Raw genomic sequence first — 21,253 nt, 5'->3', positions numbered from 1 at the left:
TTTGCCCACCGCCGCGCCCGCCACTTCGGCCGGCGCCATGCAGCGCTTTCGCCGCACCCGGCGCAGCGAACTGGTGATCTGGTGGCGCGAGATCGATCGCGTGCTGCTGGGCCTGATCCTCGTGCTGATGATCGTGGGGGCGATCGCCGTGGCGGCGGCCTCTCCGGCCAGCGCGCATCGCCTCTCCACCCATCAGAAAGCGCTGGGCGATCTCTATTTCTTCTGGCGCCAGCTGGAAATGCAGGCACTTGGCCTGCTCGGCATGTTTGCCGTCTCGCTGCTGCCCAAGGATGCCGCGCGCCGCGCCGCAATCATGCTGGCCGGGGTGATGATCATTGCCCTGGTGCTGGTGCCGATCATGGGCACCGAAGTGAAAGGCGCCAAGCGTTGGGTGCTGGGCATCCAGCCGTCGGAATTCCTCAAGCCCGGCTTTGCCATTGCCGTGGCATGGATCCTCTCGTGGAAAGTGCGCGATCCGCACATGCCGGTGATCCGCCTGTCGATGGTGCCGATGGTGTTGGTGGCGGTGTTGTTGATGGCGCAGCCCGATTTCGGCTCCACCGTGCTGTTCGCCGGCGTGTGGTTCGTGCTGGTCCTGCTTTCGGGCCTGCCGCTGGCGCGCGTGGGCTGGGCAATGGGCGGCGCGATCGCGGCTGTGGTGCTGGCCTATCTGCTCTATCCCAATGCCACGCACCGCATCGACAATTTCCTTTCCGGCGGGGCAGAGTTCGACCAGGTTGACCTCGCCATGCGCACGCTGGTGGCCGGCGGGTGGAGCGGCACCGGGCTGTGGCTGGGCGCGCGCAAGAATGCCCTGCCCGAAGCGCATACCGACTATATCTTCTCGGTGATCGGCGAGGAATTCGGCCTGATCTCGTGCGCTATCGTCGTGATCCTCTATTGCGCCATCGTGCTGCGGGTGCTGCTGCGCCTGGTGGACGAGGAAGACCTGTTCACGGTGCTGGCCGCCACGGGCCTGACGGCGCAGCTTGCCGGCCAGGCTTTCATCAACATCCTCGTCAACCTGCAACTGTTCCCGTCCAAGGGGATGACCTTGCCGCTGATCAGCTATGGCGGCTCGTCCACCATTGCCTTGCTGATCGGCGTGGGTTTCCTGCTCGCCATCACGCGCCGCAACCCTTATCTGACGCGCGAAACCTTTCACCTGGGCGAACTGACGCGCAAATGACTGTACAACACCAACCCGGCGTATCGCGCCACTTCGTGCTGGCGGCCGGGGGCACCGGCGGGCACATGATTCCGGCCTTTGCCCTGGCCACCGAACTGCATGCACGCGGCCACCACGTGGCGCTGATCACCGATGCGCGCGGCGCCAAGATACCCGGCAAGCCCGATTTCCTTACCGCGCATGTGCTGCCCGCCGGACGGCTGGGCAAGAACCCAGTGGCCTTGTTCAAGGGGCTGCGGGCCATTCTGCGCGGCCGGTCGATGGCGTTGCGCCTGTTCGAAAGCTTTCAGCCGGCCTGCGTGATCGGTTTTGGCGGCTATCCCGCGCTGCCCGCGCTGCTCGCCGCCCGCGCTGCCGGCATTCCCACGGTGATTCACGAACAGAACGCCGTGCTGGGCCGGGTGAACCGCTATCTGGCCAAAAGCGTCGATGCCATCGCCACCGCTTATCCTGAAGTGGAACGGCTCGATCCGCGTTTCTGGGGCAAAGTGCATCTGGTGGGCAACCCGGTGCGCCCCGAAGTGCTGGGCCTTCGCGGGGAGCCGTTCCCCGAATTTTCCGAAGACAGCCTGTTTCGCGTGCTGGTAACCGGCGGCAGCCAGGGCGCGTCGGTTCTGGCGCAAGTGGTGCCCGATGGCCTCGCCATGCTGCCGCCTGCGCTGCGCCATCGCCTGCAAGTGACGCAGCAATGCCGCCCGGAAGACCTGGAAGCGGTGCGCGCGCGCTATGCTGCGCATGAAATTCCGGCGGAACTGGGCACTTATTTCGAAGACATGGCCAGCCGCCTGGCCGGCGCGCACTTGTTCATCGGCCGGGCCGGGGCGTCGACCATTGCCGAACTCACTGCCGTGGGCCGGCCGGCGATCCTGGTGCCGCTGCCCATCGCGACCGACGACCACCAGGCCGCCAACACCCGCGAAATGGTCAAGGCCGGCGGGGCCCGTGCGATTCGCCAGACGGGTTTCAGCCCCAAGGAACTGGCCAAGCAGATCCAGGCCATGGCGATGAATCCGGCAGGCCTGGGCCATGCCGCCCATGCCGCGTGGAATTGCGGGCTGCCCAATGCCGTGCAGGATCTGGCCGACCTGGTCGAAGGGTTTGGCGGCGCCCCGCTGATGGATGTGATCCGGGTGGATGCGGCCTCGACCGCCCCGGCACAGGGCAATGTTGGTGCCGGCGCCGGTGCGCTCGCTCTGGAGAATGAAGCATGAAGGGTGTCGGCGTTGAAATCGGCACGATCCATTTCGTCGGCATCGGCGGCATCGGCATGTCGGGCATTGCCGAAGTGATGCACAACATGGGCTATGCCGTGCAGGGTTCCGACATGGCGGAAAGCTATGTCGTCGAAGGGCTGCGCGCGCGCGGCATTCCGGTGATGATCGGCCAGCGCGCCGAAAACGTCGCGAACGCGCAAGTGGTGGTTACCTCCACCGCCGTGAAGCGGGACAATCCCGAAGTGGTCGCCGCGCTGGAAGCGCGCATTCCCGTGGTGCGCCGCGCGGAAATGCTGGCCGAACTGATGCGGCTGAAAAACACCGTGGCTGTGGCCGGCACGCACGGCAAGACGACCACCACCTCGCTTGTGGCCTGCCTGCTCGATGCCGGCGGGGTCGATCCCACGGTGATCAACGGCGGCATCATCAATTCCTATGGCTCCAACGCGCGCCTTGGCGATAGCGACTGGATGGTGGTGGAAGCCGACGAGAGCGACGGTTCGTTCCTGCGCCTCGACGGCACGATCGCGGTCGTCACCAATATCGATCCCGAGCATCTCGATCACTATGGCTCGTTCGACAAGGTCAAGCGCGCTTTCGTGGAATTCATCGAGAACGTGCCGTTCTATGGCGCGGCGATGCTGTGCATCGACCATCCCGAAGTGCAGGCGATCATCCCCCAGGTGCGCGATCGCCGCGTGGTGACTTATGGCTTTTCCGCCCAGGCCGACGTGCGCGGCGAAGGCGTGACCCCGGTGCCGGGTGGCAACCGCTTCACCGCCGTGCTCCGCCAGCGCGACGGCTCGTTCCAGCGGATCGAGGATATTCACCTGCCCATGCCCGGCCGCCACAACGTGCAGAACGCGCTGGCCGCGATTGCCGTGGCGGTGGAAATGGGCGTGCCGCACGATCTGGTGCGCACCGGCTTTGCCAAGTTCGGCGGGGTCAAGCGCCGCTTCACCAAGGTGGGCGAAGTGGCCGTGGACGGCGGCGACGTGGCGGTGATCGACGATTACGGCCATCACCCGGTGGAAATCCGCGCCGTGCTGGCCGCCGCTCGCGAAGGCGTGCGCGGCCGGGTGATCGCCGTGGTCCAGCCGCACCGCTTCACCCGGTTGCGCGACCACATGGAAGATTTCCAGGGCGCGTTCAACGACGCCGACGTGGTCTATGCAGCGCCGGTCTATCCCGCTGGCGAGCAGCCGATCGAGGGCGTGGACAGCGCCGCGATGGTCGAAGGCATCAAGGCGCGCGGCCACCGCAGCGCGCACCTGATCGCCGGCGCCGAAGCGCTCGCCGCCGAACTGGCGCCGCAATTGCAGGCGGGCGACATGATCGTGTGCCTGGGGGCGGGGGACATCACCAAGTGGGCCGCCGGGCTGGCCGGGGCGATCACGGCGTTGCGGGGTGAGGGCTGATGTCGGGCTTGGGCCAGCACCACCCCCCGGCCCCCTCCTCTGAAGAGGAGGGGGAGCACAATGCCAATCCCCCCCTCCTCTTCAGAGGAGGGGGCCGGGGGGTGGTGGAAACCACAAGCAACCTCAAAGGTAAGCTCACCCCGAACGCCCCGCTCGCCCCGCTGGTCTGGTTCAAGTCCGGCGGCAATGCCGATTGGCTCTACGAACCCAAGGACGCGGCGGACCTGCAAGGCTTCCTCGCTGCGCTCGCGCCAGAAGTGCCGGTCATGGCGCTGGGTCTTGGTTCCAACCTCATCGTGCGCGATGGCGGGGTGCCGGGCGTGGTGGTGCGGCTGGGCAAGCCCTTTGCCAAAGTGACCGCGCTCGATGCTGTCACGCTCGATTGCGGGGGCGGGGCCTCGGGCATTCTGGTTTCGTCCACCGCGCGCGACGCCGGGATTGCGGGGCTTGAATTCCTGCGTTCGATCCCCGGCACGGTCGGCGGCTTCGTGCGCATGAACGGGGGCGCCTATGGCCGCGAGGTGAAGGACATTCTCGTCGATTGCGACGTAGTGCTGCGCTCGGGCGAACGGGTGCGGATGGACTTGCCCGAGCTGGGCTATGCCTATCGCCATTCCGACCTGGCCGATGGCGCCATCGTGGTTGCCGCGCGCTTCCGGGGCGAACCGGGCGAGCCGGCGGCGATCCAGGCGGAGATGGACCGCATTTCCGCTGCGCGCGAGGCCAGCCAGCCGCTGCGCAGCAAGACCGGCGGATCGACGTTCAAGAACCCCGAGGGGCACCGCGCCTGGGCGCTGGTCGATGCAGCCGGCTGCCGCGGCCTTACGATCGGTGGCGCGCAAGTGAGCGAGAAGCACACCAATTTCCTGATCAACACCGGGCATGCCACCAGCACCGAGATCGAGGCGCTGGGCGAGGAAGTGCGTGCCCGCGTGAAACAGTCACAAGGCGTGGAGTTGCAGTGGGAAATCAAGCGGGTAGGGCGGCCATGACAGATCTGCCCCGGCTTCATGTGGCGGTGCTGATGGGCGGCTGGTCGAGCGAGCGGCCGGTATCGCTGACCAGCGGCGAAGGCGTGGCCAGCGCGCTTGAGCAGCGCGGCCACAAGGTGACGCGGATCGACATGGGCCGCGATGTGGCGCTGCGCCTGGCCGACGCGGCGCCCGATGTGGTGTTCAACGCGCTGCACGGCACGCCTGGCGAAGATGGCACGGTGCAGGGCATGATGGACCTGATGGGCCTGACCTACACCCATTCGGGCCTGGCCACTTCGGTCATCGCCATCGACAAGGAACTGACCAAGCAGGCCCTGGTGCCCCACGGCATTCCATGCCCGGCGGGCGCGTGGTCAAGACGGCAGAGCTGTACAGCCACGATCCGCTGCCGCGCCCCTATGTGTTGAAGCCGGTGAACGAAGGCTCGTCGGTGGGCGTTGCCATCGTCACCAACGAAGGCAATTACGGCAATCCGATCAGTGCCGAGGCGCGCGGCCCGTGGCAGGAATTTCCCGAACTGCTGGCCGAACCGTTCATCCGCGGCAAGGAACTGACCACGGCGGTGCTGGGCGATCAGGCGCTGATGGTCACCGAATTGAAGCCCAAGACCGGCTTTTATGATTTCGATGCCAAGTACACCGACGGGCTGACCGAGCATGTCTGCCCGGCGGAAATCCCTGACGCCATCACCCAGGCGTGCAAGGACATCGCCCTGCGCGCGCACAAGCTCTTGGGTTGCAAGGGCACCAGCCGTTCCGATTTCCGCTGGGACGACGAGCGCGGCGTGGAAGGGCTGTTCCTGCTGGAAGTGAACACCCAGCCGGGCATGACCCCGCTCAGCCTGGTGCCCGAACAGGCCCGGCACATGGGGATGGACTATCCTGACCTTGTCGAAGCGATCGTGGCCGAGGCGCTGAAAGACGCCGCCGCCGCCAAGGCGAAGCAAGGAGCCGGCTGACCATGGCGCAAACGATCCGGCGTGGCGGCAAGGGCGTGCGGCGGGTGGCCGCGCAGCGCGGGGCCAAGGCCAAAGTGCAGACGGCGCGCAAGCAGACCGGCTCTGCCATCGGCCATGTCATGCGCGTGCAGCCGTTCAGCGAGGAAACGCTGCACCGGATCATGTTGACGGCCATTCTCGCCACCGCCGCGGTAACGGTGTGGACGGTGGCCAACATCGCCGGCGTGCCGGCGCTGGCCGAAGCGCAAGTGGCGCGCATGGCCCATGGCGCGGGCTTCGATGTGAAGCGCGTGGAAGTGCGCGGCGTGCGCCGGATGAGCGAGCAGACCATCTATGAAAAGGTGCTGGGCCAGCGCGACCAGGCGATGTCGCGGGTGGACGTGGCCGCCTTGCGCGAAACCCTGCTGACGCTGCCGTGGGTCAAGGACGCGCGCGTTTCGCGCCAGTTGCCCGATACGCTGGTGGTCGATGTGGTGGAGCGCACGCCCCACGGCGTGCTGCGCAAGGGCGACCAGCTCATGCTGATCGATGAAACCGGGCACGAGTTGGAGCCGGTGAGCCAGGCGCGCGCCAAGGGCATGTTTGTGCTGTCGGGCGATGGTGCCGCGGCGCGCGTGCCCGATCTCAACCGCCTGCTCGATGCCGCGCCCGCGCTCAAGCCCCAGGTGGCCGAAGCGGAATGGATCGGCAATCGCCGCTGGAACCTGACGTTCAAGACCGGCCAGGTCCTTGCCCTGCCCGAAGGCGAAGACGAAGCAGCCGCCGCGCTGCTGGAATTCGCGCGGATGGATGGGGTCAACCGCCTGCTGGGCGGCAAGGTTTCCAGCTTCGACATGCGCGCCAAGGACCGCACGTACCTGCTTGTGCCTGGTCACTCTGACGAAATGGCGCAGGAACAGCGCGACAAGGTCGCTGCCAAGGCCAAGGCCAAGGCCGCCGCTGCGGCCGCCAAGACCAAGGAATAAGCCGCCCGTGGCAGCCCTCGCATCACCAAGGTCTTTGCCGCGGTCAATCTTGGCTCGTTCCGTACCTCCGCGATGATCGCCGGGCTGTCCGAAGCGGGCGAACTCGTCGTGCTTGCTCGGGCCACCGCGCCTCGCAGGGATCAAGCGCGGTTATGTGGTGGATATGCTCGCCGCCACCCATTCGGTGCGCGACGCGATCGAGCGGGCCGAGAAGATGGCCAACACCTCGATCACGCAAGTGCTGGTCGGCTGTGCCGGGCGGGGCTGGCCAGTTCCACCGCGCAAGTGGAAGTGGAAATCGGCGGACGGCGGATCGAGGACGACGATATCGCGCACCTGCTGGTGGCCGCGCGCGACGTGATCCAGCCCGACGGGCGCACCGTGCTCCATGCCCAGCCGGCGCATTACACGCTCGATGGCGCGCACGGCGTGCCCAATCCCAAGGGGCTGCATGCCGATCGGCTGGCGGTGGATATCCACGTCATGCTCGCCGATGGCGCACCGATCCGCAACATTCGCGAGACGGTGGAGAACGCCCACCTCAAGGTCGATGGCGTGGTGGCCGCGCCCGTGGCCGCCGGCCTTGCCTGCCTGGCCCAGGAGGAGCGCGACTTGGGCGTGGCCCTGGTCGATTTCGGGGCGGAAGTGACCACGGTTTCGGTCCACGCCGGTGGCATGCTGCTGGGCATGCAGGTCCTGCCGTTCGGATCGGGGGACATCACCGACGCGGTGGCCTCCGCCTTCGGCATCCGCCGCTATCAGGCCGAGCGGCTCAAGTGCATGTCGGGCTCGGCCATCGCCAGCCCTGCCGACCATCGCGAGATGATCCCGGTCAACGCGCCGGGCGATCCCGAAGGGGCAGGGCCGATGGCGCGTCATGCCGACGACAAGAACCGCATTCCACGCGCCGAGCTGATCTCGGTCATTACCCAGCAATTGGGCCATTTCACCGACGAGCTGGGCCGCTGCCTCAAGGCCATGGCTTTACCGGCACGCGCGGGCAGCAAGTGGTCTTGACCGGTGGCGGTGCGCAACTGCCGGGCCTGGCGGACTATGCCCAATCGGCACTGGGGCGCCCGGTGCGGATCGGCGCGCCGCCGGCCATGCTGGGCCTGCCGCAGGGCCACGCCACGCCCAGTTCGTCCACGCTGGTGGGTCTTGTGCTCTATGCCGCGTCCGACCCGATCGACATTCGCAAGCTGACCGCGGCCAGCCAGGGCGCCGGCGCCACTACGCTGTGGGGCATGGGGCGGCGGATCGCGCGCGCGCTCAAGGAGTATTTTTAGACGCTGATGCCACCGATCCGGGGCTTTCGTCGCACGAAGCAACCGGATTGGCCGATTTCGGGGCCAAATGGCCAATCGATCTTGTGGAAAAGCGCCGATCGCCTTTGATTCGATGAAACGTTCCGTGCCAAAGCTGGAAAATCCACATTTCGGCCATTCCGGCCCCAGACCCATCCCACTGCCAAACCCGAAAGGGAGACCGACATGAGCATCAACATCGGACCGCCGGCCATCGACGAGCTTAGGCCCCGTATCACGGTGATCGGGGTGGGTGGCGCCGGCGGCAACGCCATTGCCAACATGATCAGCGCCAATATCGAAGGCGTCGATTTCGTGGTCTGCAACACCGACGCGCAGGCGCTGAACAATTCGATCGCGGAAAACCGCATCCAGCTTGGTCCGGCGATCACGCAGGGCCTGGGCGCCGGCGCCCGCCCCGAAGTGGGCCGCGCCGCGGCAGAGGAAACCCTGCCCGAGCTCGAACGCGTGCTCGATGGCGTGCACATGGTGTTCATCGCGGCTGGCATGGGCGGCGGCACCGGCACTGGCGCTGCGCCGGTGATTGCCGAGGCGGCGCGCCGCAAGGGTGTGCTGACCGTGGGCGTGGTGAGCAAGCCGTTCCTGTTCGAAGGCACGCGCCGCATGCGCTCGGCCGAAACCGGCATCGAGGAACTGCAAAAGCACGTCGATACGCTGATCGTCATTCCCAACCAGAACCTGTTCCTGGTGGCCAAGGCCGAAACCACGTTCAAGGAAGCGTTCCAGCTTGCCGACGAAGTGCTGCAGCAGGGCGTGCGTTCGATCACCGACCTGATGATCATGCCCGGCCTGATCAACCTCGACTTTGCCGACGTGCGCTCGGTCATGGGCGAAATGGGCAAGGCGATGATGGGCACGGGCGAGGGAGAAGGCCCCAACCGTGCGCTCGAAGCGGCCGAACGCGCCATTGCCAACCCGCTGCTCGATGGCGTTTCGATGCAGGGCGCCAAGGGCGTGATCATTTCGATCATCGGCGGCGACGACATGAAGCTGCTCGAAGTGGATGAAGCGGCCAACCACATCCGCGAACTGGTCGATCCCAACGCCAACATCATCTGGGGTTCGGCGTTCAATCCCGATCTCAACGGCAAGATCCGCGTGTCGGTGGTCGCCACTGGCATAGAGCAGAGCGTGGAACAGGCCGAACAGGCTGCTCGCCCGGTGAACCTGCCCGGCGCAGCGCGTGGCCCGTCGTTCACGCGGCCGCGCCGCCGCGTCCGGCGATTGCCACGCCCACGGCCCAGCCTGCGGCTCCGGCCCCCGTTGCCGCCACGCCGCCGCCGGCCGCTCCGGCCTGGACGCCCGAGCCCGAAGCGGCACCGGCTGCGGACGATCCGCTCGACCTGACGTTGGACCTGGGTGCCGATCCGGCGCAGGACTACACGATCGATCCCGCGCCCACCGCGCCAACCCCGCGTCTGGGCCTTGGTGGCGGTGCCGGGGGTGAGGCTGAACGCCCGACCCCGCGCGTGGGTGGCGGGGCAGGGGGCAGCACCCTGTTCGAGCGGATGGCCAATCTTTCGCGCGGCGCCGCCCGCACGGAAGAGAGTGAAGAAGGCGAAGATGCGTCCTCGCTCAGCATCCCGCGCTTCCTGGGCCGCCAGAACAATCAATGATCCCCGGCTCATGAATCTCTGGGCAATCGTTCTGGCTTGATGCCACACCATGCCGCCACTTTCCCCCGTGAGAGTGGCGGCTTGTTGTTCTGGCTTAAGCGACAATGCGCTAAGGCGGCGCCAAGATGACTTTTGAAACCTCTCCCGCTCGCCCGTTTTCCGCTTTGGCGGCCGTGCTGCTGATGGCGGCGCCGCTGCCGCTGCTGGCGCAAGACCTTTCGCAGATGCCGCAGCAGTCGGTGCTGGATACGCCGGGCAGCCGCACCGCGCGGCCCGTCACCCGCAGCACCACGCCGCCTGCGCCCACGCCGACCTACACCGGGGCGCCGCTGCCGATGGTCTCCAATCCGGTGGTGCAGCCGCTTCCCACCGTGTCGCGCCCGGTTGTCCAGGCCGTGCCGTCGGGGGGGGATGGCCAAGGCCTCAACGCCGCGCTGGCCCGCCTGGCCCAGGATCCGCGTAATCCCGAGGCTCTGCTCGATGCCGGCAATGCTGCCATGGCGCTGGGCGACGTGGATGCCGCACTGGGTTTCCTGCGCCGCGCCGCCGACGTGGCGCCGGGCAATGGGCGGGTCAACGCCCAGCTCGGCAAGGCCCTGTTGCGTCACAACGAACCCTTGCCCGCCATTCGCGCCTTTGACGAGGCGGAGCGCAGCGGGGCAGACCTGGCCGGCATGGCCGGGGACCGAGGCTGGCGCACGACTTGGTGGGCGATAACGCGATGGCGCAGCGCTATTACCAGCAGGCCCTGGCCCGTGCGCCCGATGCCGAGATCACCCGGCGCCTGGCGCTGAGCCTGGCGATCGGGGGCGACCGCGCCAGTGCCGAAAAGGTGCTGGCCCCGCAGATTGCGCAGTCGGATCGTGCCGCCTGGCGCGTGCGCACCTTTATCCTGGCGATTGCCGGGCAGCCTGACGAAGCCGTGGCCGTGGCCAATTCCTCGATGCCGCCGCAATTGGCCGCAGGCATCGCGCCATACTTGCGCTATCTGACCCGGTTGACCCCGGCACAGCAGGCGGCGGCTGCCAATTTCGGCCGCTTTCCCCGCGCGGCCGATATCGGCCGCGACGATCCGCAGATCGTGCAATATGCGCAAAGCCATCCGCGCCAGGCGCCCGTGCTCGTGGCGCAGGCCCAGCCGGCGACTCTGCCCGCTACCGCGCCCGTGCGTCGCGATCGGCGTGGGCGGGTGATCCCGGCGCCCGCCACGGCAACGGCCAGCGCCTCCACCACGCCCGGCACAGCCACGGCGGGCGTGGCGCGGCCCACGCAACTGGCGCAGGCCACGCCACCCAGTCCGCCCGCCGCGTCCGGTGCTTATGCCGGTCCGATCGTGGACGTCATCCCGCGTCCTGCGTCGCCGCCGGCAGCCCAGCCGGCCACCGCGTCCACCGCCCCGGCCACTGCTACGCCGGCGCCGGCCATCGTGCTGCCGCCCGTGCCGCAGGCCCCGGCAGCGGTGCCCGCATCGGCGCCCGGCGTGCCGCCGCATCCCACGCCGGTGCAGGTGGCCCAGGCCGTGCCCGTGCCGGCGCCCACGCCGTCGTCCACACCTTCCTACACGCTGCCTCCGCAAGCCGCGCCTCAACCGGCGCCGCAAGCGGTGCCGCCGGCGCCTTCGCCCGATGGCTTTGCCGCGCTCTTCGCCGGTTTCGCCGCCCCGGCCGAAGAGCGGCAGCGGCCGACCGTTGCCGTCGATCTGGCCGCGATCCAGGCCGCCAACGAGCGTGCTGCCGCCGAAAAGGCGGCGATCGAGGCGCGCCAGGCGGCCCAAGCCAAGAAGCTGGCCGACGCCAAGAAAGCCGCTGCCGACAAGAAGGCTGCGGCCGAAAAGAAGCTGGCCGATGCCAAGAAGGCCGAGGAAGCGCGCAAGGCCAAGGAAGAGGCCAAGCGGCTTGCCGCCAATCCGGCGCGCACCTGGGTTCAGGTGCTGACCGGTGGCAACCGCGCCAAGATGGGCAAGGAATGGGCCGGGCTTCAGGCCAAGGCTCCCGAATTGCACGGCCGCAAGGCCTATGTCACATCGTGGAACCGGGTCTATCGCCTGGTCACCGGGCCATTCCCCAGCGATGCCGCCGCGCAGGAATTTGTGGCCAAGCTCAAGGCAAAGGGCGTCGGTGCCTTCCAGTTCGACAGTCCGGCCGGGCAAGCGATGGACGGTGTTTCTGCAAAGTAGGACGGTGTTGAGAAATCGCCCCTCCTCTTCGCAAGGAGGGGTTGGGGGTGGTGCGAAGCCTTGCGTCAGGGTTCAACCATCCCCGGACCCGCTCCTCTAACGAGGAAGGGGAGCGATTGACCTGCTTGTCCACAAGTTTTGCACAGCCTTGTCGAGTTTTGCCCAAGCCTGGGCTAACGGTCGATTGTCGGCGGCAATTCGCTCCGCGATGGATCGAATGGAAACCACGGCTGCCGGCAACGGCGTCGGCATTGTCGCCGGCATGGGCACCGTGTGAGGGGGCGTGATGATGCGAACCGGCCACGACGACAGCGACCGCGACGACGCCGCGCCGGTGGACATGCTCGCTTCCCTGTTCGAAGCGCGGGGCTGGCCCTGCGAATTCGTGTCGGACGATGAAATCCATGGGAAGTGCAGGGCTCCTGGGCCACGTACCAGTTGCGTTGCATCTGGCGGCCCGAGGATCATGTGCTGCAGATCCTCTCGCTGCCCGACATTCGCGTGCCCGATGACAAGAGGGCTGCGATGTTCGAAGTCATGGCGCTGATCAACGAGCAGGTCTGGCTCGGCCATTTCGACATCTGGTCCAACGGCAGCGTGCTGCTCTATCGCCACGGGCTGATGCTGGGCGACGACGGCCTGCTCAGCCTGCACCAGGCGCAAGTCGCCATCGAGGCGGCGGTGGACGAGTGCGACCGCTTCTACCCCGCTTTCCAGTTCATCCTCTGGGGTGACAAGAGCCCGGCGATGCGCTGGCCAGCGCGCTGGTCGATGCTGCGGGCGAAGCCTGACGGAGCCTTTTGCAGATGACGTATTCCTTCCTCCAGTTCGGTTGCGGCAACATGGGTGGCGCCCATGCTCACGGGCTGGCTGGCCAGCGGCATTGCGCCCGCGGCGTTCACAGTGGTCGATCCCCATCTGCCACAGGCACCGGCCGGCGTGCGCCTGCTGCGCAGCGCCCCGGTGGGCGAAGCGCCGCCGCGGTTCGTGATGCTGGGGTTCAAGCCGCAGGGCCTGGCTGCAGCGGCGCCGGCGATCGCGCCGCTGGTGGGGGAAAACACCGTGGTGCTTTCGATCCTGGCCGGGGTTGACCTTGCCACGCTGCGTGCGCGTTTCCCGCATGCTGCCGCCGTCGTGCGGGTCATGCCCAACCTGGCCGCGGCACTGGGCAAGTCGCCCATCGCGCTGGTGGGCGATGGCACCGACCTGATCAATGCCGAAGTCACGCACCTGATGGCGCCGCTCGGCACGGCCGAATGGCTTTCGGGCGAAGACCAGATGGACCTGGTGACGGCGCTGGCAGGATCGGGCCCGGCATTCATCTATCGCGTGATCGATGCCCTGGCTGCAGGCGCGGCGGCGCTGGGCCTGCCGCGCGAACAGGCAGACCGCCTGGCTCTGGCCATGGTGGATGGCGCCGCCGCCCTGGCGGCCGCTTCGGAATACGGGCCGGGCGAACTGGCCCGCCGTGTTGCAAGCCCCGGCGGTACCACGCAAAAGGGGCTCGACGTGCTCGACGCCGATGATCGCCTGGCGCTGCTGATGCAGGATACCTTGCGCGCCGCGCGCGACCGCAGCGCGGAAATGACGCAGGAAGCCCGCGACGCCGCCTGATTTCGCCCTCGCGGCAAATACACTTTGTCACATTTTGTCCGCACCGGTTTCGCTTGAAAGCGGCGCGGGGAAGGCCGATATTGCAGCCATGGGCATTTTGCCCGCAATGGAGAAAGTGCAAGCCATGGCAAACTGGAACGACCCTCAGCCCTCGCAGACGGGCTTCGGCGCGTCTCCGAGCCTATCGGGTGCATTCGGCCGCGGCGAAGTGTTCGACGCCGGCCTGCGTCGCTACATGCTTTCGATTTACAACTACATGGCCTCGGGCGTGTTGCTCTCGGGCGTGGTCGCGCTGGTGTTCGCCACCAGCGGCATGGCCGCCGCCGTGTTCGGCACCCCGCTGCGCTGGGTGGTCGCGCTTGCGCCGCTCGCGTTCGTCATGGTCATGAGCTTTGGCATCAACCGCATTTCCACCGGCACGCTCAAGGCGCTGTTCTGGGCGTTCAGCGTGACGATGGGCCTGTCGCTCTCGTCGATCTTCTTCGTCTATACCGCGCATCGATCGCGGCGACGTTCTTTGCCACCGCCGGCGCCTTTGCGGGCTTAGCCTGTTTGGCTATACCACGCGCAAGAGCCTGTCGGGCATGGGCACGTTCCTGATCATGGGCCTGTTCGGCCTGATCATCGCCTCGTGATCAACCTGTTCCTCGCCTCGCCGGGCCTGGCCTGGGGCATCAGCTTCCTGGGCGTGCTGATCTTTGCGGGTCTTACCGCCTATGACACGCAGCGCCTTAAGGAACAGTATGCCTATGTCGCTGGCACGGCGATGATGGACAAGGTCGTGGTGATGGGCGCGCTGACGCTGTACCTCGATTTCATCAACATGTTCACCTCGCTTTTGCAACTGATGGGCGATCGTCGCTGATCGTGCCATTGCCTGCCGCGGCGGGCATAGGTTAGATTACGTGCCCGGCAACCTTTTCGGTTGTCGGGCATTTTCCTTTCCGGGAAAGCAGGTTACCAATTCAGTCAGCTTTCAGAAAGGTTGGCGCTTCACCACAAGCGCCGTTCACGTGATCCGGGGTCTGCCATGGTGGGAATGTTGCGCACCAGCGCCAAAAACAGTGTTGAAAATCAAAGGGGGAAATGGCCATGTTGCACCAAAGCCGGACACGGATCTGCGCCTACGCGCTGACCGCCGTGCTGGGCGTGGCCCTGGCCGGCTGCGCTGCCAAGGCGCCGCCACCGCCCCCTCCGCCGCCGCCCCCGCCGCCCAAGGTCGTGATCGTGCCGGCGCGGCCAACGCCGCCCAACGGTGCCAGCGCCAATCTTACCGTGCCGCCGTTGGCGGCCACGGGCCTGCGCGAGTCGGTCAACCGCAACATCACCCCGGCGCAGATGGTGTGGAACCTGCGTTCGGCCTATAACGTCGCCGCGCTCAATTGCGCTGGCCCGCGCCATGCCGATCTGCTGCCGCTCTATCGCACATTCCTGAAATCCCAGCCAAGATGCTGGACAAGGCCAACAAGACGGTGGACCAGGAATTCAAGGCCAAGTTCGGCGCGCAGTTTATCGCCCCGCGCGAACAGTACATGACTGCAGTCTACAACCACTTCGCCCTGCCGCCCACGATGAACGATTTCTGCGATGCGACGCTCGCCGTGGCGCGTGACGCGGCCACGCTGCCCCCGGCAGAACTGGAAGCGTTCGCCGTGCGCAGCCTGCCCAATATCGAGATCGTGTTCGACGCATTCTATCGCCGCTATGATCAGTACCGCACCGATCTGGCGATCTGGCGGGCGCAATATGGCAATGCCGAGCCCGGCACCCGGTTGGTGATTCCGGTGGTGGCAAGCGAGGGGACCAATCTGGGCGCCAGCCCGGCTCCGGCCACTGGCGCGCTCTAAAAAAAGATCGAAATTTGCTCTTGGCGCCGCCATGCCTCTGCGCTAATGGCGGCGCTCCCGAAGCGAGGGACGCCTTGGCATCCCCGCTGTGGAAGATACTGGAACGGGGCCGTAGCTCAGCTGGGAGAGCGCGTCGTTCGCAATGACGAGGTCAGGGGTTCGATCCCCCTCGGCTCCACCAGTATGAAATTGAACGGATCGGTTCCATTTCCGGTCCCCATGCTCGCCAGCCTGCAGCCAGCCTGAATTCCGACGCGCCATCAGCCGACGGGCCGGGTGGGCAAAGCGGGCCTTGGCGCAATCGGCGTTTGCTGAAAAGGCACGCTGGCGGCGCCATTTCAGGACTGCCGGATTTAAACGCCATGCATTTTCTCGACCAGGCCAAGATCTTCATCCGCTCAGGGCAGGGTGGCCCCGGTGCGGTCAGCTTCCGCCGCGAGAAATACGTCGAATACGGCGGCCCTGATGGTGGCGATGGCGGCAAGGGTGGCGACATCGTTTTCGAGGCGGTGACCGGGCTCAACACCCTGATCGACTTCCGCTATACCCAGCATTTCAAAGCCCAGCGCGGCCATGGCGGCGCGGGCAAGAACCGCACCGGCGCGGCGGCAACGATCTGGTGATCAAAGTGCCGGTGGGCACGCAAGTGCTGGACGACGAACGCGAAAACGTGCTGCTCGATCTCACCGAGCCGGGGCAGCGCGTGGTGCTGCTGCGTGGCGGCGATGGCGGGCGCGGCAATCTCTCGTTCAAATCGTCCACCAACCGCGCCCCGCGCCAGTGCGGGCCGGGCTGGCCGGGCGATGAAATGTACGTGTGGCTGCGGCTCAAGCTGCTGGCCGATGCCGGCCTGGTTGGCCTGCCCAACGCGGGCAAATCCACGTTCATCAACCAGATCACCAACACCAAGGCCAAGGTGGGCGATTATGCGTTCACCACCACGCGCCCGCAGCTGGGCGTGGTGCGTCATCGCGCGCGTGAATTCGTGCTGGCCGACATTCCCGGCCTGATCGCGGGCGCAGCCGAAGGGCAGGGATCGGGGACCGCTTCCTGGGCCATATCGAGCGCTGCCGCGTGTTGATCCACCTGATCGACATCCACGGCACCGATCCGGCCGAAGCGTTGCAGATCGTGGAAGACGAACTCGAAGCCTATGGCGCCGGCCTGGAAGACAAGCCGCGCCTGGTGGCGCTCAACAAGATCGACCTGGTCGATGCCGAACTGGTGCGCGCGTTCTCGCGCGAGTTGATCGAAGCGGGCGCAACGCGGGTGTTCCCGATTTCGGGCGCGACGGGCAAGGGCATGGACGACCTGCTCGACGCCGTGCTCGACCATCTGCCCGCCGCCACCTCGACCGAGCGCCCCTCGGGCGAAGTGGAAGACGCGGCCGACGCCAAGCCTGGTCCCCGATCTGATTTTATCGGGGTTGGGGGTGGTACGGGGCCTGGCGCAAGCTGATCCACATGCCCGCGCCCAACCGTGTCACAATTCCTTCAAGCGCCCTTCACCTGCCGGGCATTTGGCCTAAGCCGCGCCGATCATGCGCATTCGCCAGCTTTCCCATCTCGCCGATCCTGCCCTTTGCCCCCGCCTTGTGATCAAGGTCGGCTCGGCTTTGCTGGTGGGCAAGGATGGGCAGCCGCGCCGCGAATGGTTGACCGCGCTGGTGGCCGAGATTGCTGCCGCCCGTGCCGCCGGGCAGCAGTGATCGTGGTATCTTCGGGCGCCATCGCGCTGGGCGCGCGCAAGCTGGGCCTGTCCAAGGGCGGGCGGGGCAGCCTGGCCGATGCCCAGGCCAGTGCCTCTGTCGGGCAGATCGCGCTGGCGGGGCTGTGGGCCGAACTGCTGGCCGGCCACGGCATCACCGCCGCGCAGATCCTGCTGACGCTGGAAGACCTGGAAGACCGCCGCCGTTATCTCAATGTCACGGCCACGCTGGGCCGGCTGGCCGCTGGCGCAGTGCCGGTGATCAACGAAAACGATTCGGTGGCGACCCAGGAAATCCGCTTTGGCGACAACGATCGGCTGGCGGCGCGGGTAGGCCAGGCCGCTGCCGCGCAGGGCGTGCTGCTGCTGTCCGACATCGACGGGCTCTATGATCGCGATCCTCGCCTGCCCGATGCGGTGCGCATTCCCGTGGTGCAGGGCGTGACGCCCGAAATCCACGCCATGGCCACGGGTGGTTCCTCGTCCGGCCTGGGATCGGGCGGGATGACGTCGAAATTGCAGGCCGCCGAGATTGCCGAAATGGCTGGCATGGCCCTGGCAATCATTGACGGGCAGCCGGTCTCGCCGATTGCCGCTGCGTTTGGCACCACGCGTGGCACGCTGTTCCTGCCGCGCCGCCGCCACACCGCGCGCAAGGCCTGGCTGGGTGGGCGGCTGCGCATGCGCGGCACGGTGACGGTCGATGCGGGTGCCGCGGCGGCTTTGGCGCGGGGATCGAGCCTGCTTGCTGCCGGGGTCACGGGCATTGCCGGCGATTTCGCACGTGGCGATGTGGTGGCCGTGCTGGGCCCCGATGGGCAGACCCTGGCGCGTGGCCTGGCGGAATACGATGCGGCCGAAGCGGCGCGCCTGCTGGGCCATCCGTCTTCCGCCCATGAAGCAATCCTGGGCTATGCCCGCGCTCGGCGCTGATCCATCGGGACCAGATGGTGCTGTTGTGAGGGGCCGCACATGATGGCCCTGCGCCAAAGGCCCGGCGAATTGCTGGCGATCACCGGGCCACCGGCTTTGTTGGCCAGGCGGTGCTGGAACAGGCTTCGCGCTGCGGGATCGACGTGCGCGCGCTGACCCGCCGCCCGCAGCCGGCGCGTGATGGCGTGGAATGGGTGATGGGCGATCTGCACGATAGCGCGGCGCTCAAGCGGCTGGTGCGGGGCGGGTGTGGTGCTGCATATTGCCGGGGTGGTGAACGCGCCCGACGAAGCCGGCTTTCACGCCGGCAACGTGTCGGGCACGCTCAATGTGGTCAACGCCGCGCTCGCCGGCGGGGTGGAGCGGTTCATCCACGTCTCCTCGCTTTCGGCGCGCGAGCCGCAGCTTTCGGCCTATGGCGCCAGCAAGCGCAAGGGCGAGATGATCGTGCGCGCGTCCAGCCTGGATTGGACCGTGGTGCGCCCGCCGGCAATCTATGGCCCGCGTGACACCGAGATGTTCGAGCTGTTCAAGCTGGCGCGCAAGGCCTGGTGCCCCTGCCGCCCGAAGGCGCGCTTCGATCATTCACGTCAGTGATCTGGCGCGGCTGCTGCTGGCCCTCGTGCCCGGTGGCGAAGACGTGACCAGCCAGACATTCGAGCCCGACGATGGCGTGCCCGGCGGCTGGAGCCATACCGACCTGGCCCGCGCCATCGGCTTGGCGGTGGGCAAGCGGGTCAAGCCGCTGCCCCTGCCGCGCGGCGTGCTGGAATGGGCCGCCAAGGCCGATCGCTGGGCCCGCAAGGACAAGGCCAAGCTCACGCTCGATCGCGTGGGCTATATGTGCCACCCCGATTGGACCGTGAGCGACGGCGCGCGGCCACCCGCCAGCCTGTGGGAACCGCAAGTTGAAACCACGCTGGGCCTGCATGCAACGGCAGCGTGGTACAAGGAAGAGGGCTGGCTGTAAGGGGCAAGGCCGCGCCTGCCTGCGTCGTCCTTGCATTGCCGGCCCATCCGCGCGAGCCTGCGCGCATGACATTGCGCGCAAGGCCATGGCCGGAACGATCCTGATCTGGACGGTTGCCTGGCCAATCAGCGCCAACGCAGCTGCGCGGCAGGGGTTGATCGCGGACTGGCGCTGTCCCGCGGGCGCGCGATTGCGTTTTGTGGGCGGCGGCGCGTTTAACGTCCTGCTTCGGTTGCCCTGCAAGCCGCACGCAGGCCTTAGGCTTCGTCCAGCGATTTCCGCTTTGCCTCTGCCCAGCGCTTGCCTTCATCGCCACCCCACAACAGCCAGGCGATGAAGCCGGCGGAGGGATCATCGTTGCTGTCCCACTGGTGGCTTTGGCCACTCTTGTCGACGGCATGGCGCGCGAAATAGCTTGCCATCGCCTTGACGTCTTTTTCGCTGACGGTCCGGCGTTCGGCCAGCTGGTGCGCGCGCTTGACGCCCACGTCCGTTCCGCCCCGGTTGAACTTTTCACGCAGCCTGAGGCCGCGCTTGGCGTTGGCCGCCATCTTGTGCGTGGGCGTGAAGCTCTGGGTCGCCATGCCTCACTCCTTGGTCAAGGCATGGGGTTTGTGGGCCGCGCGCGCGCCTTCGTCGGTTTCGACGATTACCTGCGGGTTATCAGGCGATGCGGCAACCTTGTGGCCCTTGATCCTGGTTCCGCTGGTGACCTTTTTCACGACCTTGCCGTGCGCGGTGCCGCCACTGCTGTTCCATTTTACCTTGGTGCCTTTGCGGAGCGTTTCGGCCATGGTCGTTTCCTCTTGCTATGCAATCGAAAACGAGACGTGACCCAGCCCGTTCCCAGGCGGTTGTGGGCAACGCCGGCAGCGCCGGCTGTCACCCCGCGGTCAGAGCCCGCCCAGCCTCGTGCGGCAGCCGTAGCGCGCTGACCAGGCCGCCCAGTGACAGGACCGCCATCGCGATGAACGCGAAGCGGTAATCCGCCCCGGCGCCCGCAAGGCCCAGCGTGCCGGCCAGGGCTTCGCCCGCGTGCACGCTCATCGCTGCCGCAGTCACGCCAGCAGCGGCGCCCAGTTGCAGGATGGTGTTGAACAGGCCGTTGGCGTCACCCATCGCGGCGGAATCCACATCGGCGAACGCGAGGGTGGAGAGCGTGGAGAACTGGAGCGAGCGCCCCAGCCGTTGACATAGAGCAGCACGGCCACCAGCGGCGCAGGGGAGTGGGGGCCGATCGCAGCAAGCGAAACCAGCGAGGCGGCGCACAGGACACCGTTGACGATCAGCACGGGGCGGTGGCCAAAACGGCGCAGGATGCGTTCCACCATGGCTTTCATCGTGATGTCCCCGGCAAACAGCGCCACCACGAACAGCCCGGCGTGCACCGCGCCAAATCCGAAGCCGGCCTGCATCATCAGCGGCAGCAGGAACGGAACCGCGCCGATCGCCATGCGGGTGAGCGTGCCGCCGCTGACCGCCGCGCGGAACGATGGCGTCCTGAGCGCGGCCAGATCGAGCAGCGGATTGGCGCTGCGCCGCAAGTGGGCCATGGTGACGGCAAGCACGGCAAGACCGGCGGCGACAAGGCCCAGGCCCAGCGCGTCGATGCGGCGGGCGCTGTGTTCGAAGCCGATCTGCAAGGCAAACACGCCCACGGCCGTGAGGGCAAAGCCCGTCCAGTCGAACCGGCGGCGTTCACCACGCACATCGGGGATCAGCCACAGCGCCGCGGCCAGCGCCACGATGCCCAGCGGCACGTTGAAATAGAAGATCCAGCGCCAGCCCAGGTGTTCGGTGATGAAGCCGCCCACCGGCGGGCCGACCACGGGGGCAAACAGCGCGGGCCAGATGAGGGCAGACAGCGTTGCGATCAACTGGTCGCGCGGGGTGTGGCGCATCACCACCAGCCGCCCAACCGGGGTCATCATGGCGCCGCCAACGCCCTGGAACACGCGCAGGGCAACGAATTCCGGCACCGATTGCGCCTGGCCGCACAGTGCCGAAGCCAGGGTGAAGATGGCGATCGCGGTGACGAAGACGCGGCGCGAGCCAAAGCGGTCTGCCAGCCAGCTGCTCGCCGGGATCAGCACGCCCAGCGCGAGCAGATAGGCCGAGATGCCGATATCGAGCGCCACCGCCGTGGTGCGGAAGGTCTGTGCCATCGACGGCAGGGCGGTGGTAAGGATGGTGCCGTCGAGAATTTCCATGAACAGCGCGCCGGTGACCAGCCACATGATCAGGCGGCGGCGCAGCGGGGTGATCTCTTCGGTCAAGGGCGGGGCTTTCCTGGCGGGGGGCTGCGCCGGCCTTGGCCAAAGCGAGG

Annotated in this window: 15 protein-coding genes, 1 tRNA gene and 8 pseudogenes; 19 read left to right on the top strand and 5 right to left on the bottom strand. The window is 67.2% G+C overall.

Features of this window, described 5'->3' with window-relative positions:
- The first annotated feature begins 37 nt into the window (after positions 1-37).
- The 13 genes and pseudogenes from R9J51_RS18305 to R9J51_RS18245 all read left to right on the top strand — a co-directional run bounded on the left by R9J51_RS18305 (position 38) and on the right by R9J51_RS18245 (position 14,335).
- Complete coding sequence (locus tag R9J51_RS18305; RefSeq protein WP_179505316.1) at positions 38-1,189, top strand: FtsW/RodA/SpoVE family cell cycle protein; 1,152 nt, start codon at positions 38-40, stop codon at positions 1,187-1,189.
- Positions 1,186-2,400: an undecaprenyldiphospho-muramoylpentapeptide beta-N-acetylglucosaminyltransferase gene (murG, locus tag R9J51_RS18300; RefSeq protein WP_179505315.1), complete on the top strand. Its 1,215-nt coding sequence runs from the start codon at positions 1,186-1,188 to the stop codon at positions 2,398-2,400. The genes R9J51_RS18305 and murG overlap by 4 nt, the downstream gene beginning before the upstream one ends.
- Positions 2,397-3,821, top strand: coding sequence for a UDP-N-acetylmuramate--L-alanine ligase (gene murC / locus R9J51_RS18295; RefSeq protein ID WP_169476043.1), 1,425 nt, complete (start codon positions 2,397-2,399; stop codon positions 3,819-3,821). The genes murG and murC overlap by 4 nt, the downstream gene beginning before the upstream one ends.
- Before the next feature lie 104 nt (positions 3,822-3,925).
- Positions 3,926-4,813, top strand: coding sequence for a UDP-N-acetylmuramate dehydrogenase (gene murB / locus R9J51_RS18290; RefSeq protein ID WP_432787657.1), 888 nt, complete (start codon positions 3,926-3,928; stop codon positions 4,811-4,813).
- Positions 4,810-5,774, top strand: a pseudogene (locus R9J51_RS18285) (D-alanine--D-alanine ligase). The gene murB and the pseudogene R9J51_RS18285 overlap by 4 nt, the downstream one beginning before the upstream one ends.
- 2 nt (positions 5,775-5,776) lie before the next feature.
- Positions 5,777-6,739: a cell division protein FtsQ/DivIB gene (locus R9J51_RS18280; protein WP_168556863.1), complete on the top strand. Its 963-nt coding sequence runs from the start codon at positions 5,777-5,779 to the stop codon at positions 6,737-6,739.
- A gap of 21 nt (positions 6,740-6,760) precedes the next feature.
- Positions 6,761-8,025: pseudogene (ftsA, locus tag R9J51_RS18275) on the top strand (cell division protein FtsA).
- A 204-nt stretch (positions 8,026-8,229) separates the two neighbouring features.
- A pseudogene (ftsZ, locus tag R9J51_RS18270) lies at positions 8,230-9,680 on the top strand (cell division protein FtsZ).
- Positions 9,681-9,805: 125 nt separating this feature from the next.
- Positions 9,806-10,474, top strand: a complete 669-nt coding sequence (locus tag R9J51_RS18265) for a tetratricopeptide repeat protein (protein ID WP_432787656.1) — start codon at positions 9,806-9,808, stop codon at positions 10,472-10,474.
- Complete coding sequence (locus R9J51_RS18260; RefSeq protein ID WP_432788007.1) at positions 10,387-11,856, top strand: SPOR domain-containing protein; 1,470 nt, start codon at positions 10,387-10,389, stop codon at positions 11,854-11,856. Before R9J51_RS18265 ends, R9J51_RS18260 begins: the two co-directional genes overlap by 88 nt.
- 289 nt (positions 11,857-12,145) lie before the next feature.
- Positions 12,146-12,647: pseudogene (locus R9J51_RS18255) on the top strand (YbjN domain-containing protein).
- A gap of 64 nt (positions 12,648-12,711) precedes the next feature.
- On the top strand, positions 12,712-13,470 hold the full coding sequence (locus tag R9J51_RS18250) for a pyrroline-5-carboxylate reductase family protein (RefSeq protein ID WP_432787655.1): 759 nt from the start codon (positions 12,712-12,714) through the stop codon (positions 13,468-13,470).
- A gap of 88 nt (positions 13,471-13,558) precedes the next feature.
- Positions 13,559-14,335, top strand: a pseudogene (locus R9J51_RS18245) (Bax inhibitor-1/YccA family protein).
- 259 nt (positions 14,336-14,594) lie between these two features.
- On the opposite strand, the gene R9J51_RS18240 reads toward R9J51_RS18245, so the two are convergent.
- On the bottom strand, positions 14,595-14,786 hold the full coding sequence (locus R9J51_RS18240; protein ID WP_432787654.1) for a hypothetical protein: 192 nt from the start codon (positions 14,784-14,786) through the stop codon (positions 14,595-14,597).
- A 132-nt stretch (positions 14,787-14,918) separates the two neighbouring features.
- Here R9J51_RS18240 and R9J51_RS18235 point away from each other — a divergent pair, with 132 nt between their 5' ends.
- The 6 genes and pseudogenes from R9J51_RS18235 to R9J51_RS18210 all read left to right on the top strand — a co-directional run bounded on the left by R9J51_RS18235 (position 14,919) and on the right by R9J51_RS18210 (position 18,927).
- Positions 14,919-15,317 (top strand): hypothetical protein, encoded by a 399-nt coding sequence (locus tag R9J51_RS18235; protein WP_432787652.1) that lies wholly within the window; start codon positions 14,919-14,921, stop codon positions 15,315-15,317.
- A 105-nt stretch (positions 15,318-15,422) separates the two neighbouring features.
- Positions 15,423-15,498 (top strand) — tRNA-Ala (locus tag R9J51_RS18230).
- 181 nt (positions 15,499-15,679) lie between these two features.
- A pseudogene (obgE, locus tag R9J51_RS18225) lies at positions 15,680-16,732 on the top strand (GTPase ObgE).
- A 125-nt stretch (positions 16,733-16,857) separates the two neighbouring features.
- A pseudogene (gene proB, locus R9J51_RS18220) lies at positions 16,858-17,986 on the top strand (glutamate 5-kinase).
- Positions 17,987-18,067: 81 nt separating this feature from the next.
- Positions 18,068-18,554 (top strand): annotated as a pseudogene (locus R9J51_RS18215) (SDR family oxidoreductase).
- 43 nt (positions 18,555-18,597) lie between these two features.
- The gene (locus R9J51_RS18210) at positions 18,598-18,927 is read left to right on the top strand and encodes a hypothetical protein (RefSeq protein WP_432787651.1); all 330 of its coding nucleotides are present in this window, start codon (positions 18,598-18,600) and stop codon (positions 18,925-18,927) included.
- A 257-nt stretch (positions 18,928-19,184) separates the two neighbouring features.
- Here the strand turns inward: R9J51_RS18210 and R9J51_RS18205 are convergent, their stop codons facing one another.
- The 4 genes from R9J51_RS18205 to R9J51_RS18190 all read right to left on the bottom strand — a co-directional run bounded on the left by R9J51_RS18205 (position 19,185) and on the right by R9J51_RS18190 (position 21,203).
- The gene (locus R9J51_RS18205; RefSeq protein ID WP_179505309.1) at positions 19,185-19,511 is read right to left on the bottom strand and encodes a hypothetical protein; all 327 of its coding nucleotides are present in this window, start codon (positions 19,509-19,511) and stop codon (positions 19,185-19,187) included.
- Between the two features lie 3 nt (positions 19,512-19,514).
- Positions 19,515-19,721 (bottom strand): DUF2945 domain-containing protein, encoded by a 207-nt coding sequence (locus tag R9J51_RS18200; RefSeq protein WP_179505308.1) that lies wholly within the window; start codon positions 19,719-19,721, stop codon positions 19,515-19,517.
- Positions 19,722-19,809: 88 nt separating this feature from the next.
- On the bottom strand, positions 19,810-20,046 hold the full coding sequence (locus R9J51_RS18195) for a hypothetical protein (RefSeq protein ID WP_432787650.1): 237 nt from the start codon (positions 20,044-20,046) through the stop codon (positions 19,810-19,812).
- Positions 19,986-21,203, bottom strand: a complete 1,218-nt coding sequence (locus R9J51_RS18190) for an MFS transporter (RefSeq protein WP_432787649.1) — start codon at positions 21,201-21,203, stop codon at positions 19,986-19,988. Before R9J51_RS18190 ends, R9J51_RS18195 begins: the two co-directional genes overlap by 61 nt.
- Positions 21,204-21,253: the final 50 nt, after the last annotated feature.

It is taken from the genome of Novosphingobium rhizosphaerae (genome assembly GCF_050920675.1).
Lineage (GTDB): Bacteria > Pseudomonadota > Alphaproteobacteria > Sphingomonadales > Sphingomonadaceae > Novosphingobium > Novosphingobium rhizosphaerae.
This window is presented reverse-complemented; position numbering and strand designations above follow the sequence as displayed.